At 64.7% G+C, this 14848-nt stretch carries 14 protein-coding genes; 11 read left to right on the top strand and 3 right to left on the bottom strand.

Annotated features, from left to right (window positions below; translation table 11 throughout):
• The first annotated feature begins 270 nt into the window (after positions 1–270).
• The 7 genes from OEJ37_RS00960 (at position 271) to OEJ37_RS00930 (ending at position 6658) form a co-directional block, all read left to right on the top strand.
• Positions 271–1407, top strand: a complete 1137-nt coding sequence (locus tag OEJ37_RS00960; RefSeq protein ID WP_263342873.1) for a muconate/chloromuconate family cycloisomerase — start codon at positions 271–273, stop codon at positions 1405–1407.
• Between the two features lie 51 nt (positions 1408–1458).
• Complete coding sequence (gene catA / locus OEJ37_RS00955; RefSeq protein WP_263342872.1) at positions 1459–2394, top strand: catechol 1,2-dioxygenase; 936 nt, start codon at positions 1459–1461, stop codon at positions 2392–2394.
• 114 nt (positions 2395–2508) lie between these two features.
• Positions 2509–3867 (top strand): Rieske 2Fe-2S domain-containing protein, encoded by a 1359-nt coding sequence (locus OEJ37_RS00950; protein ID WP_263342871.1) that lies wholly within the window; start codon positions 2509–2511, stop codon positions 3865–3867.
• Positions 3864–4352, top strand: a complete 489-nt coding sequence (gene benB, locus OEJ37_RS00945) for a benzoate 1,2-dioxygenase small subunit (RefSeq protein WP_174418578.1) — start codon at positions 3864–3866, stop codon at positions 4350–4352. Before OEJ37_RS00950 ends, benB begins: the two co-directional genes overlap by 4 nt.
• 39 nt (positions 4353–4391) lie before the next feature.
• The gene (gene benC / locus OEJ37_RS00940; protein ID WP_174418579.1) at positions 4392–5414 is read left to right on the top strand and encodes a benzoate 1,2-dioxygenase electron transfer component BenC; all 1023 of its coding nucleotides are present in this window, start codon (positions 4392–4394) and stop codon (positions 5412–5414) included.
• Positions 5411–6187: a benzoate diol dehydrogenase BenD gene (benD, locus tag OEJ37_RS00935; RefSeq protein ID WP_174418580.1), complete on the top strand. Its 777-nt coding sequence runs from the start codon at positions 5411–5413 to the stop codon at positions 6185–6187. Before benC ends, benD begins: the two co-directional genes overlap by 4 nt.
• Positions 6188–6259: 72 nt before the next feature.
• A complete protein-coding gene (locus tag OEJ37_RS00930; protein WP_174418581.1) occupies positions 6260–6658 on the top strand; it encodes a RidA family protein in 399 nt (132 codons plus the stop codon).
• Positions 6659–7044: 386 nt separating this feature from the next.
• Here the strand turns inward: OEJ37_RS00930 and OEJ37_RS00925 are convergent, their stop codons facing one another.
• A complete protein-coding gene (locus OEJ37_RS00925) occupies positions 7045–7224 on the bottom strand; it encodes a hypothetical protein (protein WP_263342842.1) in 180 nt (59 codons plus the stop codon).
• Positions 7225–7305: 81 nt separating this feature from the next.
• On the opposite strand from OEJ37_RS00925, the gene OEJ37_RS00920 reads away from it, so the two are divergent.
• On the top strand, positions 7306–7800 hold the full coding sequence (locus OEJ37_RS00920; protein WP_174418582.1) for a low affinity iron permease family protein: 495 nt from the start codon (positions 7306–7308) through the stop codon (positions 7798–7800).
• A gap of 342 nt (positions 7801–8142) precedes the next feature.
• Here the strand turns inward: OEJ37_RS00920 and OEJ37_RS00915 are convergent, their stop codons facing one another.
• On the bottom strand, positions 8143–8853 hold the full coding sequence (locus OEJ37_RS00915) for a response regulator (RefSeq protein WP_263343138.1): 711 nt from the start codon (positions 8851–8853) through the stop codon (positions 8143–8145).
• A 625-nt stretch (positions 8854–9478) separates the two neighbouring features.
• On the opposite strand from OEJ37_RS00915, the gene OEJ37_RS00910 reads away from it, so the two are divergent.
• The 3 genes from OEJ37_RS00910 to OEJ37_RS00900 all read left to right on the top strand — a co-directional run bounded on the left by OEJ37_RS00910 (position 9479) and on the right by OEJ37_RS00900 (position 13004).
• Positions 9479–9826: a hypothetical protein gene (locus OEJ37_RS00910; protein WP_263342869.1), complete on the top strand. Its 348-nt coding sequence runs from the start codon at positions 9479–9481 to the stop codon at positions 9824–9826.
• Positions 9827–10480: 654 nt separating this feature from the next.
• The gene (locus tag OEJ37_RS00905) at positions 10481–11176 is read left to right on the top strand and encodes a polysaccharide deacetylase family protein (RefSeq protein WP_263342867.1); all 696 of its coding nucleotides are present in this window, start codon (positions 10481–10483) and stop codon (positions 11174–11176) included.
• A 115-nt stretch (positions 11177–11291) separates the two neighbouring features.
• Entirely contained in the window at positions 11292–13004 is a 1713-nt protein-coding gene (locus OEJ37_RS00900) for a methyl-accepting chemotaxis protein (protein WP_263342866.1), read from the top strand.
• Between the two features lie 463 nt (positions 13005–13467).
• Here OEJ37_RS00900 and OEJ37_RS00895 read toward each other — a convergent pair whose 3' ends face one another.
• Positions 13468–14676 carry an ROK family transcriptional regulator gene (locus OEJ37_RS00895; RefSeq protein ID WP_263342865.1) on the bottom strand — a complete coding sequence of 403 codons (1209 nt, stop codon included), beginning with the start codon at positions 14674–14676 and terminating at the stop codon, positions 13468–13470.
• Between the last annotated feature and the right edge of the window lie 172 nt (positions 14677–14848).

The raw sequence follows: 14848 nt of genomic DNA, 5'->3' as shown, positions 1-14848 counted from the left end.
CCGCCGATTCCGGCGGTCGTTGCCCGCCTGCAAGCGGCCGTAGCGCAATGCTCGGGCCGCGGCATCCCGCATCCGTCCTCATCCCGTTCCAGCAAGGCTCCGCGCATCGATAACCAGCCAAAAAAGGTATGGTGCGACGCAGTAAAACGCGAATATTCCTGGATTTTGATACCTGTCAGGTATGAAAATCCGAGGCCAAAAGTATTGGACGGTGCATTTGCCCGGCGCGTATAAATCCGTCCCATGAACTCCCCACACGCAGCGCACCCCATGTCCTCCGCCACCATCGAACGCATCGAAACCCGTCTCGTCGACCTGCCGACGATCCGCCCGCACAAGCTGTCGGTCGCGACGATGCACGGCCAGACGCTGATGCTCGTGAAGGTGTTCTGCAGCGACGGCGTGACGGGCATCGGCGAAGGCACCACGATCGCCGGGATGGCCTACGGCCCGGAAAGCCCCGAGGCGATGAAGCTCGCGATCGACACGTACCTCGCACCGGCGATCGTCGGCAAGGACGCGACTCGCGTCCAGACGCTGATGGCATTCGTCGGCAAGCTCGCGAAGGTCAACCACTTCGCGAAGAGCGCGCTCGAGACCGCGCTGCTCGACGCGCACGGCAAGCGGCTCGGCGTGTCGGTCGGCGAACTGCTCGGCGGCGGCCGGCGCGACCGCTTGCCGGTCGCATGGACGCTCGCTTCCGGCGACACGGCCACCGACATCGCCGAAGCCGAGCGGATGCTCGACCTGCGCCGCCACAACGTGTTCAAGCTGAAGATCGGCGCGAAGTCGCCGGATGCGGATATCCGGCACGTGGCCGAGATCAAAAGGGCCGTCGGCGATCGCGCGTCGGTGCGCGTCGACGTGAACATGGCGTGGAGCGAAACGCAGGCCGTGCGCGCGATTCCGGCGCTGGCCGATGCCGGCTGCGAGCTGGTCGAGCAGCCGGTCGCGTCGGCCGCGGCGCTCGCGCGCCTGATGCGCCGCTTCCCGGTCGCACTGATGGCCGATGAAATCCTGCAGGGCCCCGACAGCGCATTCGACATCGCGAAGCATCACGGCGCGGACGTGTTCGCGATCAAGATCGAGCAGAGCGGCGGGCTCTTCGCGGCACAACGCGTGGCCGCGATCGCGGACGCGGCCGGTATCGAGCTGTACGGCGGCACGATGCTCGAAGGCGCGTTCGGCACGGTCGCTTCCGCGCACCTGTTCGCGAGTTTCGCGAACCTGCAGTGGGGCACCGAACTGTTCGGGCCGCTGCTGATCACCGAAGAGATCCTGACGCAGCCGCTGGATTACAGCGATTTCGAACTGACCGTGCCGGACGGCCCCGGTCTCGGCATCGAACTCGACGAGGACAAGGTCAGGCGTTTCACCCGCGACGGGCTGACGAGAGTCGCGCGGTAACCCGAGTCACGCAAAGCCGTCATTCCCCCAAATACACATGGAGACATCATCATGAGCGTCAAAGTTTTCGATAGCCGGGAAGTGCAGGATCTGCTGAAGGCCGCATCGAACGCCGGCGGCAACGGCGGCAACGCGCGTACCCGGCAGATCGTCCTGCGCCTGCTCGGCGACCTGTTCAAGGCGATCGACGATCTCGACATCACGCCCGACGAAGTGTGGGCCGGCGTCAACTACCTGAACAAGCTTGGTCAGGATGGCGAAGCAGCGCTGCTCGCGGCCGGCCTCGGCCTCGAGAAGTATCTCGACATCCGGATGGACACCGAGGACAAGGCGGTCGGCCTCGACGGCGGCACGCCGCGCACGATCGAAGGGCCGCTGTATGTGGCGGGCGCGCCGGTGCGCGACGGCGTATCGAAGATCGACCTCGACGCGGACGAAGGCGCGGGCCCGCTCGTGATCCACGGCACGGTGACCGGCCTCGACGGCAAGCCGGTCGCGGGAGCACTGGTCGAATGCTGGCACGCGAACTCGAAGGGCTTCTACTCGCACTTCGACCCGACCGGCGCGCAGACCGAATTCAACCTGCGCGGCGCGGTGAAGACGGGCGCCGACGGCAAGTACGAATTCCGCACGCTGATGCCGGTCGGCTACGGCTGCCCGCCGCAGGGCGCGACCCAGCAACTGCTGAACGGCCTCGGCCGCCACGGCAACCGCCCGGCGCACGTGCACTTCTTCGTCGACAGCAACGACCACCGCAAGCTGACGACGCAGTTCAACATCGCGGGCGATCCGCTGATCTGGGATGACTTCGCATATGCGACGCGCGAGGAACTGATCCCGCCGGTGGTCGACAAGACCGGCGGCACGGCGCTCGGCATGAAGGCCGATGCGTACCAGGACATCGAGTTCAACTTCGTGCTGACGCCGCTGGTACAGGGCAAGGACAACCAGATCGTCCACCGCCTGCGCGCAGCCGCGACGGCCTAACCGCCCGCCGGCGCGGCGCGGATGCGCCGCCGCCGGCCGGGTTCCCGCGAGATTCAACCGATACCGATGCGAGCGTGCGTTGCAGGATGCGGCACGCGCATGGGAGGAGCCAACATGTCCGCCACCATCGACCAAGCCAACGAACTGGATCACCTGCTCGCCACCGCCGTGCAGGATGACAAGGAGGCCGGCGTATTCCGCTGCCGCCGCGACATTTTCACCAACGCCGAGCTGTTCGAGCTCGAGATGAAGCACATCTTCGAGAGCAACTGGGTGTACCTGGCGCACGAAAGCCAGATCCCGGACAACAACGACTACTACACGACGTGGATCGGCCGTCAGCCGGTGGTCGTCACGCGCGACAAGACCGGCGAGCTGCACGCGGTGATCAATGCGTGCGCGCACAAGGGCGCGATGCTGTGCCGCCGCAAGCACGGCAACAAGGGTAGCTTCACGTGCCCGTTCCACGGCTGGACGTTCTCGAACACCGGCAAGCTGCTGAAGGTGAAGGACGAGAAGACGACCGAGTATCCGGTGCAGTTCAACACGAACAGGTCGCACGACCTGAAGAAGGTCGCGCGCTTCGCGAACTATCGCGGCTTCCTGTTCGGCAGCCTCAACGCCGACGTGCTGCCGCTCGAGGACTACCTCGGCGAAACGCGCGTGATCATCGACCAGATCGTCGACCAGGCGCCGAACGGGCTCGAGGTGCTGCGCGGCAACTCGTCCTACATCTACGAAGGCAACTGGAAGATGCAGATGGAGAACGGTTGCGACGGCTACCACGTCAGCACCGTGCACTGGAACTACGCGGCGACGATGGGCCGCCGCAAGGAAGACGGCACCAAGGCCGTCGACGCGAACAGCTGGAGCAAGTCGGTGGCCGGCGTGTACGGGTTCGACAACGGCCACATCCTGCTGTGGACGCAGACGATGAACCCGGAAGTGCGGCCCGTGTACCAGCACCGCGAAGAGATCAAGGCGCGCGTCGGCGACGTGCAGGCCGATTTCATCGTCAACCAGACGCGCAACCTGTGCGTGTACCCGAACGTGTTCCTGATGGACCAGTTCAGCACGCAGATTCGCGTCGTGCGGCCGCTCGGCGTCGACAAGACCGAAGTCACGATCTTCTGTTTCGCGCCGAAGGGCGAGAGCGAAGCCGACCGCACGCTCCGCATTCGCCAGTACGAGGATTTCTTCAACGTGACCGGCATGGGCACGGCCGACGATCTCGAGGAGTTCCGCGCATGCCAGGCAGGCTACGCGGGCATCACGGCGATGTGGAACGACCTGTCGCGCGGCGCGCCGCTGTGGGTCGACGGCCCGGACGAGAACGCGAGGAAGATGGGGCTGAACCCGCGCATCTCGGGCGAGCGCAGCGAGGACGAAGGGCTGTTCGTGTGCCAGCACGAACACTGGGTGCAGGTGATGCGCGATGCGCTGAAGAAGGAACGCGGGGAGGTGGCGGCATGAACTTCGATTACCGGACCATTTGCGCCGCGCTGTATCGCGAAGCGCGCCTGCTCGACGATCGCCAGTGGGACGAGTGGCTGACCTGCTACACGGAGGACGTCACGTACTGGATGCCCGCGTGGGACGACGACGATCGGCCGACCGACGACCACCAGAGCCAGATTTCGCTGATGTACTACCCGGATCGCGGCGGCCTCGAGGATCGCGTGTTCCGGATCAAGACCGAGCGCAGCGGCGCGTCGACGCCCGAGCCGCGTACCAGCCACAACGTGACGAACGTCGAGGTGCTGGCCGAACGCGAAGGCGAGGTTGACGTGCGCTACAACTTTCACACGCTGAACCATCGTTACCGCGTGACCGATCACTTCTTCGGCACGATGTTCGTCACGTTGCGCAAGGCGGGCGACGAACTGCTGATCTCGTACAAGAAGATCGTGCTGAAGAACGACTACATCCGGCAGGTGCTCGACGTCTATCACGTCTGACGCCGTTGTTATGTCATGAAGGGAAGTGGAGGTGATTCCATGTCCAGCTACAAGATTGCACTGAATTTCGAGGACGGGGTGACCCGCTTCATCGACTGCAAGGCCGGCGAGAAAGTCCTCGACGCGGCTTTCCGCGCGAAGATCAACCTGCCGATGGACTGTTCCGACGGCGTGTGCGGCACCTGCAAGTGCCGCGCCGAAAGCGGCAGCTACGACCTCGGCGACGATTACATCGACGATGCGCTCACCGAAGACGAAAAGGACAGCGGCCTCGTGCTGACCTGCCAGATGGTGCCGCAAGGCGATTGCGTGATCGCGGTGCCGACGTCGTCGGTCGCGTGCAAGACCGGCCAGAGCGGGTTCGCAGCGACGGTGACCAAGGTCGAGCAGCACAACGATGCAGCCGTCGTGCTCGAACTCGACGTCGGCGCGGCCGCGCCCGTGTTCCTGCCGGGGCAATACGTGAACATCGACGTGCCCGCGAGCGGCCAGCACCGTTCCTATTCGTTCTCGTCCGCGCCGGCCGACGCGAAGGTCAGCTTCCTGATCAAGAAGATTCCCGGCGGCGTGATGAGCACGTGGCTCGAATCGGCGCGGCCGGGCGACAAGCTGGAACTGCACGGGCCGCTCGGCAGCTTCTACCTGCGCGACGTGCAGCGTCCGCTGCTGTTCCTCGCGGGCGGCACGGGCCTCGCGCCGTTCCTGTCGATGCTCGAGGTGCTCGCGCGCGCCGGTTCGCAGCAGAAGGTGCACCTGATCTACGGCGTGACGCGCGATCTCGATCTCGTGCTGGTCGACGCGATCGAGGCGTATGCGGCGAAACTGCCGAACTTCAGCTTCGCGACCGTCGTCGCGGACGCCGGGTCGAGCCATCCGCGCAAGGGTTGGGTTACGCAGCACATTCCGGCCGATGCGCTGAACGACGGCGACGTCGACGTGTATCTGTGCGGGCCGCCGCCGATGGTCGACGCGGTGCGCACGTACTTCGACGACGAAGGTGTGAAGCCGAACAGCTTCCACTACGAGAAGTTCACCCCCAACGTCACGGCAAAGGCGGCATGATCATGCAACGATTCTCGGGCAAGGTCGTCGTCGTGACGGGCGCGGCGCAGGGCATCGGCCGCGGTGTCGCGCTGCGCGCGGCGGCCGAGGGCGGCAAGGTGCTGTTCGTCGATCGCGCGGATTTCGTCGCCGAGGTGGCGGCCGAAGCGACGGGCAGCGAGACGGCGGGATTCGTCGCGGATCTCGAAACCTACGACGGCGCGCATGCGGCAATCGCGTGTGCCGTGCAGACGTTCGGCGGCATCGACATCCTGATCAACGGCGTCGGCGGCGCGATTCGCATGCGCCCGTTCGCCGAATTCGAGCCGGCGCAGATCGACGCGGAAATCCGCCGCTCGCTGATGCCGACGCTCTATACGTGCCACGCGGCGCTGCCGCACCTGCTTGCGCGCGGCGGCGGCACGATCGTCAACATCTCGTCGAACGCGACGCGCGGCATCCGCCGCGTGCCGTATTCGGCGGCGAAAGGCGGCGTCAACGCGCTGACGCAGGCGCTCGCGATGGAATACGCGGCGCACAACATCCGCGTCGTCGCGACCGCGCCGGGCGGCACCAGTGCGCCGCCGCGCCGCGTGCCGCGCAATGCGGCCGGCGACAGCGAGCAGGAACAGGCGTGGATGAGCGAAGCCGTGCGGCAGGTGACCGATTCGACGTTCTTCAAGCGCTATGGCAGCCTCGACGAGCAGATCGCGCCGATCCTGTTCCTGGCCTCCGACGAGGCGAGCTACATCACCGGCACCGTGCTGCCGGTCGCGGGCGGCGATACGGGCTGAGCGGCACGCCGCTCGCCTTTATTCATCGACAACCAACCGGCCGGTGCGAAGACGCCGGCCACGGAGACACCCATGCGTGATCGCAAAGCCATCGTTCCGGCGGGAATGGAAGCGGTGTACGAAAAAATCGGCTACGCGCCGGGCCTGAAGGTCGGCGATACGCTGTACGTGTCCGGTCAGATCGGCCGAGACGCGGCGATGCAGCTGGTCGAAGGCCGCGAGGCGCAGATCGTGCAGGCGTTCGAGAACCTGAAGCTCGTGCTGGAAGCCGCCGGCGCATCGTTCGACGACGTGGTCGACCTGACGACGTTCCACACCGACATGCGCGACCTGCCGCTGTTCATGCAGGTGCGCGACCGTTACCTCCATGCGCACCCGAAGCCGGCGTGGACGGCGGTCGGTGCGCACATGCTGGGCGGCGCGCCCGGTTATATCGTCGAGATCAAGGCGGTGGCGGTGGTGCCGGAATGACGCGCTGCCGGCGTGATTGAAATCTATTTCGTGTCTTGCGCAATCGGCGGTGTGGTGAGGTCGACAAAGGACCCGGCGGGCCACTGCTTTCCGTGCCACGTGAGCGGCGCGGCCAGAAAACACGACCTCAATGCGGGGCCTGCCGGCGTGAGGTCGAAAATCGCATCGCCCGACGTCGCGCATCCCGGTTAGAGGCCCACTGGTTGTGGGGACACCGAACGGACGGGTGATCTCGGCAAGCGCGTTGCGCGCGACGTTCCGCACGTTACAGCGACGTTGTAAATTTGGCGCGCGGATCACGCGGCCGGGGCCGGCTGCGGCATGTCGATTGCCACGCCATTCGCGCTCCGGTGTGCTGCCTTTCACGATGCCGTGGCGGCTGCCGGCTATGCCGAGCGACGGGAGGAACCAGGCGCGAAGACGGTCGCTAACGTCGCACTGCGCGCGGCAATGTGCTGGCGTGACCGGCTCGTGCGGGCGATTCGCTCTTCCGGCCGCGCGGCGTCGGCGATCACGTCGACATCGCGCGGATTGCCTTCCCGCGGGGCGGCAAGGTCGCCGGGCATGCGACATGCTCGTCCGTGGGCGGCGCGTGCATACGGGACCGAACGCCGCGCCGAGATCGACAGTCCCGTCCGGGAGGCGCCATGCGCGAATCGAACGATCCTTCCCGCGTCCGGCAGGACGCGGGCGGCGAACTCAGAGCCGGCGTCGCGGCGGCGTACCGGCCGGCACGCCATCCCGTCACGCGCCTCTTCGAACGCTTCGCGTCGCACGTGACCGTGTGGGCCGGTTCGCCGGTCGCGTTCGGCAGCGCGGTCGCCGTCACGGTGCTGTGGCTTTTCACCGGGCCGCTCTTCCACTATTCGGATGCGTGGCAGCTCGTCATCAATACCGGGACGACGATCATCACGTTCCTGATGGTGTTCCTGCTTCAACGCAACCAGAACCGCGACAGCGTCGCGCTGCATCTGAAGCTCGACGAGCTTCTCGCGGTCACGCACGCGGCGAGCGACCGGCTGATCGGGATCGAGGACGCATCCGAGGAAGAATTGCGCGCACTCGCGCGGACCTACCTCGACATGGCGAAGCGGGCAGCCGAGCGGGAAGGCGAGCCGCCCGACAATCCGCCCGAATCGTGACGGGGAGAATGGGGGCGCGGTATGGCTGCGGAGCGATCGGCACGAGAACTGCGGACATTTTTTCAACCGGTTGTCATTTCTGTTGCGGCATCGCAGATCGCAACGCATCCGCGCGGTGAATGCCGGTTGCGCGTTGGTTGCAGTCGGCGTGTTCGTGCAGGGGAACGTCGCGCTGCAGACGACCGATCTCTGCCTGTGGTGCAACGCGCCGGGCGGAGGATGGCACGCCGGCGGCGCGCAAGGGGCGGCACGCGCGCAATAGCCGGTGGTTAGCCGATCGACACGTGCGCTCGTGCGCCGCACGTGTGGTACGCGACGCAACGCGACGGCACGCATTCGGCGTTATTCCCATGCGTGCTTGCTGAACTGATAGCCCTTGCAGCGGATCGTTTTGATTCGCTTCGGTTCGAGCGCGTCGTCACGCAGTTTGCGGCGCAGCTTCGAGATGTGGCAGTCGATCGAGCGATCGAGGCCGTCGAACTCGATGCGGCGTAACAGCAGCGTCAGGTCTTCCCGGCTGACCACCTCGCCGGCGCGGCTGGCAAGGGCCCACAGCAGGTCGAATTCGGTCGAGGTAAGGCGAGGCGCGCTACCGTCAGGAAGGTGAACCTTGCGATCCGTCCGGTCGATCGAGAACTTGCCGAACACGAATCGCTGGGGCGATTCGGGCGCGCAGCCGGCCGGATGCATTCGTAGCCGTCGCAACTGCGCCTTGATCCGCGCGAGCAGAATGCGTGGCTCGATCGGCTTGTGGAGAAAGTCGTCTGCGCCGAATTCCAGGCCAAGCAACTCGTCGAACTTTTCGTCGCGTGCCGTCACCATGATGACGATGCCGTCATATTGCGTGCGTGCCTCGCGGCAAATCTCGAAGCCGTCCTTGCCCGGCAGGTTGATGTCGAGAAGCACGAGGTCGGGGCAACTCGCGACGATCGTGGATACGGCGTCGGTGCCGTCGAACAGCGTGTCCACCTCGTACTGATGCTTGCGCAGATAGTCCGCGATCAGCGCGGACAAATGGACGTCGTCTTCGACGAGCAGGATTCGGATGGGCATCGATAAACGAAGGGGCAGTGCGGGAAAATGGCCGGCGGTTAGTGCCAGTCCGAACGCGTGGTCGCCGAAGCGAGTTGCATGATACTGCGCAAAATTCCGACGGAATGTGACGAAATATTCATCGTTCTTTGAACAGATCTGAACGGAAATCATCACGTGTCTTGCGGAAAAGCGAATGGATGACGGTGCGGAATCGTGCTGTCCGCGAACGGCTCGATGTTCGGGGGAAAAGAGTCTGAGCGATATCTGGCGCGTAGCCGGCAGGGAACCCTGACGAGGCGTCGTTCGGGCGAAAACGTTTGCGGAAACCCGCTTGCGAGAACGTCACTTGTGCTGGCCAGCCCTAGGCTCGTAAAGTTGATCGACATATCATTACAAAATATTACGTACGCGGCGGCATACGGCTCCCTACAATCCTCGCAACTGACGGGTGTGCATGCTGTATTGCGGGTTCCGCTCTGTCGTCACAGGGCTTGCAGCGACGAAGGCGGTGACCGAGAACACGCAGTTGCCCGCATTCGGCGCGTCACTGCCGGCATTGAGCCCGTGAGGATCGGTGTTGACGTCACATAGGCCTTCGAGGAAAAAGCATCCGGACCGTACGATATATTGACAGGAGTGCGAAATGACGCCGCTGCAAATCGTCCAGAATCTCAACGCGCTCACGAACGCGATCGAAGTCGCGGTTGCGCGGGCCGACTGGAGCGAGGCTGTCCGGGCCGCGGAAGCACGTTCAAGGTTCGTGATCGCGCTTGCGCCCGATCAACCGGACGAGGTTCGCGCGGCGATCGGGAGAATGCAGGAGACCGATATCCGGATCTCCACCGTCGCACGGGAAACGTTGTTGGCACTCGTCACCGAGGGCTGGATTGCGCGGTGCGGAGCCCGGCTGCCGACGCATGCGCTGGCGGCGAAGCCGATGTCGCCGAGGGCGGATGCCATGGCATCCCGAAACTCTTCTTTTCCCGCATGAGCGTTACTGCCTGGGCGCTCAATATGCGGGCAGATCTTTGGACGTGCCTGTCACGGGTTTAACGTTTCGGTGGCGGTATGCGATCGCGAAAACGCATCAATTCTGTCGATCGACGCGGTGGTTCGTCGACGGCGACCATGAACGAGTGGAGAGCCGCCAACGCATGTGGGCGGTCGCCACGCCGAAAGCTTGGCGTTCGGTGAAGCCTGGCGGCCGGATATTGACGGACGACACGGGAATCCCGTGACCGATGGTGATCAGGATGCCGTTATCGCCATGAGCCTGCCGAGGGCCTGTCATGTAGCCCGTACCTGGCTAGTTGCCTGACGATGATCTGATCTTCGATCAGAGCGGGTTGCCCTGGTTCCGGCACTCACCCTGGAATTGCCCGGAACCCCTTTCGCCGGCCCCGAAACGGGCCGGCTTTTTTTCAGAGGTTCGATTCACGATAAAAATATGATCATGAAGGATGCCAAACCATATGGCGAGTGCATCTGAATTGTCTGCGGCAAGCGGTGATGACTGTTTTGATATTCAAGGTAAGTAAGGCTATCTATGGAATCGTACGCACGATCGGTACCAGTGGTGATGTACCGCCACGTTTCACCATCGCCCGGGGAGTTCAGCATAACCCCGGAGCACTTCGAATCGCAGATGCACTGGCTGGCGCGTAACGGATACGTCACGTTGACGGCGGACGAATTCGCGTGCTTTCTGCACGGCGCGGCCATGCCCGAGAAGTCGATCCTGCTGACGTTCGACGGCGGTTATCTGGACAACTATGTCCATGCTCATCCGTGCCTTGTTCGCTATGGCCTTAACGCGATCATGTTTCTTGTCACCGGTCGCGTCCAGGACGGACCCGCTAGATCCTTTCGCAGTCGTGCTTCCGGTGAGGAACGTTCTCATGCGGAATGCGAACGCCTCGTTCTGATCGGGCAAGCCGACGATGTAACAGTCCGCTGGAGTGAGATCGACATCATGCGGGCGGCTGGCACTTTCGAATTTCACAGTCACACGCACAGTCACCTGCGCTGGGGCCAGTTGTGTACCGATCCGGACGACAAAATTGATCGCATCCGCACGGACATCGAGACGTCGAAGCGGATTCTGACCGAGAAAACGGGCATGGCATCAGCGCATTTGTGCTGGCCGGAAGGCTGCTGCGACAGTGACTGTATCGACGCTGCCCGAGCGGCCGGGTTCGAGTACCTCTACACAACGGACAACACTCGACGCAACGTTCCGGGTAGCGCCCCGTACCAGATTCATCGCATGGCCGACAGCGGCAGGAATGGAGAGTGGCTGGCGCGAAAGGTGCAGCAATACCAGCACGAGCAGTGGGGGTGATTGTCGAAAACCATGACGCAAACGATTGGCGGCCGTCACGTCATTCAAGCAGCACGGCGCGGGGACGATAAAGAAGGAAACCTAACTTTATTCCGTTTTCACGGGGAGAAAAAGCATGAATGTCAGACCGATGACGGTACGGGCAAAACTCGCGGTTGCCTTTGGTCTGCTCGCCGGGCTGGTGGTGCTGGTATCGGGACTGGCGTTGCACGCATTAAGCGACGCAAATGACAAGTTCGCCCTGTATGTGCATGGCGTGACCGCGCGCGCCAATGCCGTGGGACGGGTACGCAGTGCGGTCGACCGACGCGCGATCGCCGCGCGCAATCTGGTTCTGGTTACCAAGCCTGCCGATCTGGAAATGGAAAAGGCTGCCGTAACGCAGGCGCATGAGGACGTGCGGGTACGTTTGAAGCAACTGAACGATCTGATGGCCGGCGCAACAGACACGACGGACCAGGCTCGTAGCCTGGTGGCCGATATCAATCGCGTGGAGAGCGAGTACGGTCCGGTGGCGACCGACATCGTGAGCCTTGCGCTTAACAACAAACGCGACGAGGCGATCATGAAGATGAACGACCAGTGCCGTCCACTGCTCGCAGCACTGGACAAGGCGACCCGAGCGTACGCGGAATACACGAACGGGCGTGCCGAACGCCGGGTTCAGGAGGCGGCTGAGCAGTATGCCGCGCAGCGCGCACTGCTCGTCGGCATCTGTCTGGCCGCGCTTGCCGCGGCTGCTGTCGCAGCGCTGCTGATCACCCGCAGCGTGACGCGGGCACTCGGCGCGGAGCCGGCCGAGCTCGGCGGCGTCACGCGACGCGTGGCGGGCGGAGATCTGAGTCCGGTGCCGGGTGCACAGGCCGCGCCACGTGGGAGCGTGCTCGCCTCGATGGGCGAGATGCAGACGAGCCTCGTGCACCTGATCGGTCAGGTCAGAACCTCGGCGGACAATATTGCCACTGGCACGAGCCAGATCGCTTCGGGTAATCAGGACCTGTCGTCGCGTACCGAGCAGCAAGCGTCGTCGCTGCAGGAGACCGCCTCGAGCATGGAGGAACTGACCTCTACGGTGAAACAGAACGCGGAAAACGCGCAGCAGGCAAGCGCGCTGGCGACGAATGCATCCGCGGTCGCGCACCAGGGTAGCGCCGTGGTCGGACAGGTCGTGGAGACCATGACCGACCTCAGTCATAGTTCGACGAAGGTCGCGGAGATCACCGGAATCATCGAGGGCATCGCGTTCCAGACCAACATCCTGACCCTGAACGCCGCGGTGGAAGCCGCGCGCGCGGGCGAGCAGGGGCGCGGCTTCGCGGTTGTGGCGAGCGAGGTTCGAAGCCTCGCGCAGCGCTCGTCGAGCGCTGCGAAGGAGATCAAGGACCTGATCAATGCCTCGGTGCAGAAGATCCACGACGGCTCGACGCTCGCGGGTGAGGCCGGCAAAACGATGGCCGAAGTCACGCAGGCGGTGGCGCGCGTAACCGATATCATGGGCGAGATCGCAGCGGCCTCGAGCGAACAGAGCCGGGGTATCGAGCAGGTCAACCAGGCGATCACTCAGATGGACGAAGTCACGCAGCAGAACGCCGCGCTCGTGGAGGAGGCGGCGGCGGCCTCGAAGTCGCTGGAGGATCAGGGCCGTCAGTTGACCGAGGCGGTGGCGTTCTTCCGTGTCGATGGCGCGCCTGCCGGCATGCCGGTGCGATCGCAGCCGGAGCCGGTGCGGCCTGCAGTTCCCCGGGCCCCGGCCGGTTGGAAGACCTCTGCGTCGGTCGTGCGGACGTCCGCGCCGGCAATGGCCGCTGCCGGCGCGGCTGATGCCTGACACGCCTTCCAGGCGGCCCTGCCGCCGACGAACCGGAAAGACCGATGGATGGAGTTGTGAAGGGGCCGCAGAAGAATGCGATGCGCGAACCGATCACCGCGGTGCGTCGCGGCACTTCGGTCAGCGCCCACGCCCCGGAACATAGAGCCGCTCGACTGGCTCGGGCGCATCGCACAGTCGCGACGGGTATCCTGGTTTGCCGTGCATCTGCACGCCAGATCGTGTGATGCACTGCGCGTGCCGCAGCCCGATCACGTCGTCGGCAATGCGGCTGGCTAGTGTCGCGTCGACCGGATCCGCCGGCGATTGTCCGGGGCTGGCTGCGCATGGCGCCGCGAGCGTCTTCGTGCTCGCATCCGGTTGCCGCCACGGATGCTCATATGCAGCACCGATCTCGGCGTGCAACTTAGGCGCACCGTCCACAACAGGAATCACCGACGGAATCACACGGCGTGCTCCGAGATCAGGCGTCGTAGCCCACCCGCTCGAAGGCCTTCACGCGCGCCCGATCGATGCCCTGCACGATCGCGCCAAGCAGCACCGCGTCCGTTCCCGTCGCGGAGATCGCGAAGTCGGGCACCGGGATCGGCAGCGACGCCGACAGGTGTGCGCGGATCGCTGGCAGAAGCAGCGCACCGCTGCGACCAATACCGCCCGCCAGCACGACGAGCGCGGGATCGAGCACGGGAATGATCGACGCGAGTCCCCATGCGAGCTGACGCGCTTCTTCGGCCACGCATCGTTGTGCGCGCTCGTCTCCGGCATTGGCCGCGACGAAGACTTCCTCGGCACTCGACACCTCGAGCCCGCATCGCCGCGCATCGGCGACGATGCCGTTTGCCGCCGCGAATGATTCGAAGCCATGTCGTGGGCCGTCGCCAGTGCCCCCGCCGACGGAAGGGGCGGGGGGAAGCACCGCGATCTCGCCCGCGAACCCGTGCGCGCCTCGGTGCAACCTGCCCCCGGCCACGATGCCGATACGGATACCGGTGCCAATCGACATGAACACGAAATTCTCGACGTCGCGCCCGAGTCCGTACCGCTGCTCGCCCAGTGTCGCCAGGTTGATGTCGTTCTCGATCACGATACCGGCGCCGAGTGCCTCGCGCAGTGACGGGATCAGCCCCGGGCGCTCCCAGTCCGGCAGGTTCGGCGCAAGGCGCAACCGGTCGCTGGCCGCGTCGAGCACACCGGGCGAACCGATTACGGTCACCAGTACGTCGTCGCGCGGCACCTTCTGTTCGTCGAGCATGGCATCCACGATCTCGACGATGCGCGCGACCAGTTGTGTCACGCGCGCGGGCGAGGGCTTTTCCAGCCGTGCGATGACGGTACCCGTCAGATCGGCGACCGCGCCGCGAAGCCATTTTGCGCCGACGTCGATGGCGACCACGAACCCGGCACGCGCGCGGGGCGCGTACAGCCGCGGCGAACGCCCGGCGTTGCCGGCGCGTACGCCGGTCTGCTCGACGAGCCCCAGCCGTTCGAGATTGCCGAGGGCAGCCGATACCGTCACTTTCGATAGGCCGGTGCTTGCGGCCAGCTGCGGGCTGGATGCGGGGGCGAGTGCCAGCAGATGCTGGTAGATCGCCCATTCATTGCCCTGACGGACGAAGGCCGGACCCCGGGTAACAGGGGCGGTCTGAATAGCGTTCGGGATGCTGTGGTTCATGCGGGGCGTGATTTGCGGGATGGCCGATCCTATCAACGACCCGTCTCGCGGGGCAAGCCCATCCCGTGATCGGGGCGGTTCGAGCGAGCGCGGCAGTCGGAAGGCAACCGGGTTATTTTGACGGATTTGCATTCGTAAAGAATCTTTCCTATCATTCGTGGCGTGACACCGA

This window comes from Burkholderia sp. BKH01 (genome assembly GCF_025685725.1).
GTDB lineage: Bacteria > Pseudomonadota > Gammaproteobacteria > Burkholderiales > Burkholderiaceae > Burkholderia > Burkholderia pyrrocinia_C.
The sequence above is the reverse complement of the archived record's forward strand: the minus strand, read 5'-3'. Positions and strand labels throughout refer to the sequence as shown.

What these genes read in the sequence shown, in the direction of transcription:
- OEJ37_RS00960 (WP_263342873.1), top strand. Translation starts at nt 271, where the DNA reads ATGTCCTCCGCCACCATCGAACGCATCGAAACCCGTCTCGTCGACCTG.
- catA (WP_263342872.1), top strand. Translation starts at nt 1,459, where the DNA reads ATGAGCGTCAAAGTTTTCGATAGCCGGGAAGTGCAGGATCTGCTGAAG.
- OEJ37_RS00950 (WP_263342871.1), top strand. Translation starts at nt 2,509, where the DNA reads ATGTCCGCCACCATCGACCAAGCCAACGAACTGGATCACCTGCTCGCC.
- benB (WP_174418578.1), top strand. Translation starts at nt 3,864, where the DNA reads ATGAACTTCGATTACCGGACCATTTGCGCCGCGCTGTATCGCGAAGCG.
- benC (WP_174418579.1), top strand. Translation starts at nt 4,392, where the DNA reads ATGTCCAGCTACAAGATTGCACTGAATTTCGAGGACGGGGTGACCCGC.
- benD (WP_174418580.1), top strand. Translation starts at nt 5,411, where the DNA reads ATGATCATGCAACGATTCTCGGGCAAGGTCGTCGTCGTGACGGGCGCG.
- OEJ37_RS00930 (WP_174418581.1), top strand. Translation starts at nt 6,260, where the DNA reads ATGCGTGATCGCAAAGCCATCGTTCCGGCGGGAATGGAAGCGGTGTAC.
- OEJ37_RS00925 (WP_263342842.1), bottom strand. Translation starts at nt 7,224, where the DNA reads ATGCCCGGCGACCTTGCCGCCCCGCGGGAAGGCAATCCGCGCGATGTC.
- OEJ37_RS00920 (WP_174418582.1), top strand. Translation starts at nt 7,306, where the DNA reads ATGCGCGAATCGAACGATCCTTCCCGCGTCCGGCAGGACGCGGGCGGC.
- OEJ37_RS00915 (WP_263343138.1), bottom strand. Translation starts at nt 8,853, where the DNA reads ATGCCCATCCGAATCCTGCTCGTCGAAGACGACGTCCATTTGTCCGCG.
- OEJ37_RS00910 (WP_263342869.1), top strand. Translation starts at nt 9,479, where the DNA reads ATGACGCCGCTGCAAATCGTCCAGAATCTCAACGCGCTCACGAACGCG.
- OEJ37_RS00905 (WP_263342867.1), top strand. Translation starts at nt 10,481, where the DNA reads ATGCACTGGCTGGCGCGTAACGGATACGTCACGTTGACGGCGGACGAA.
- OEJ37_RS00900 (WP_263342866.1), top strand. Translation starts at nt 11,292, where the DNA reads ATGAATGTCAGACCGATGACGGTACGGGCAAAACTCGCGGTTGCCTTT.
- OEJ37_RS00895 (WP_263342865.1), bottom strand. Translation starts at nt 14,676, where the DNA reads ATGAACCACAGCATCCCGAACGCTATTCAGACCGCCCCTGTTACCCGG.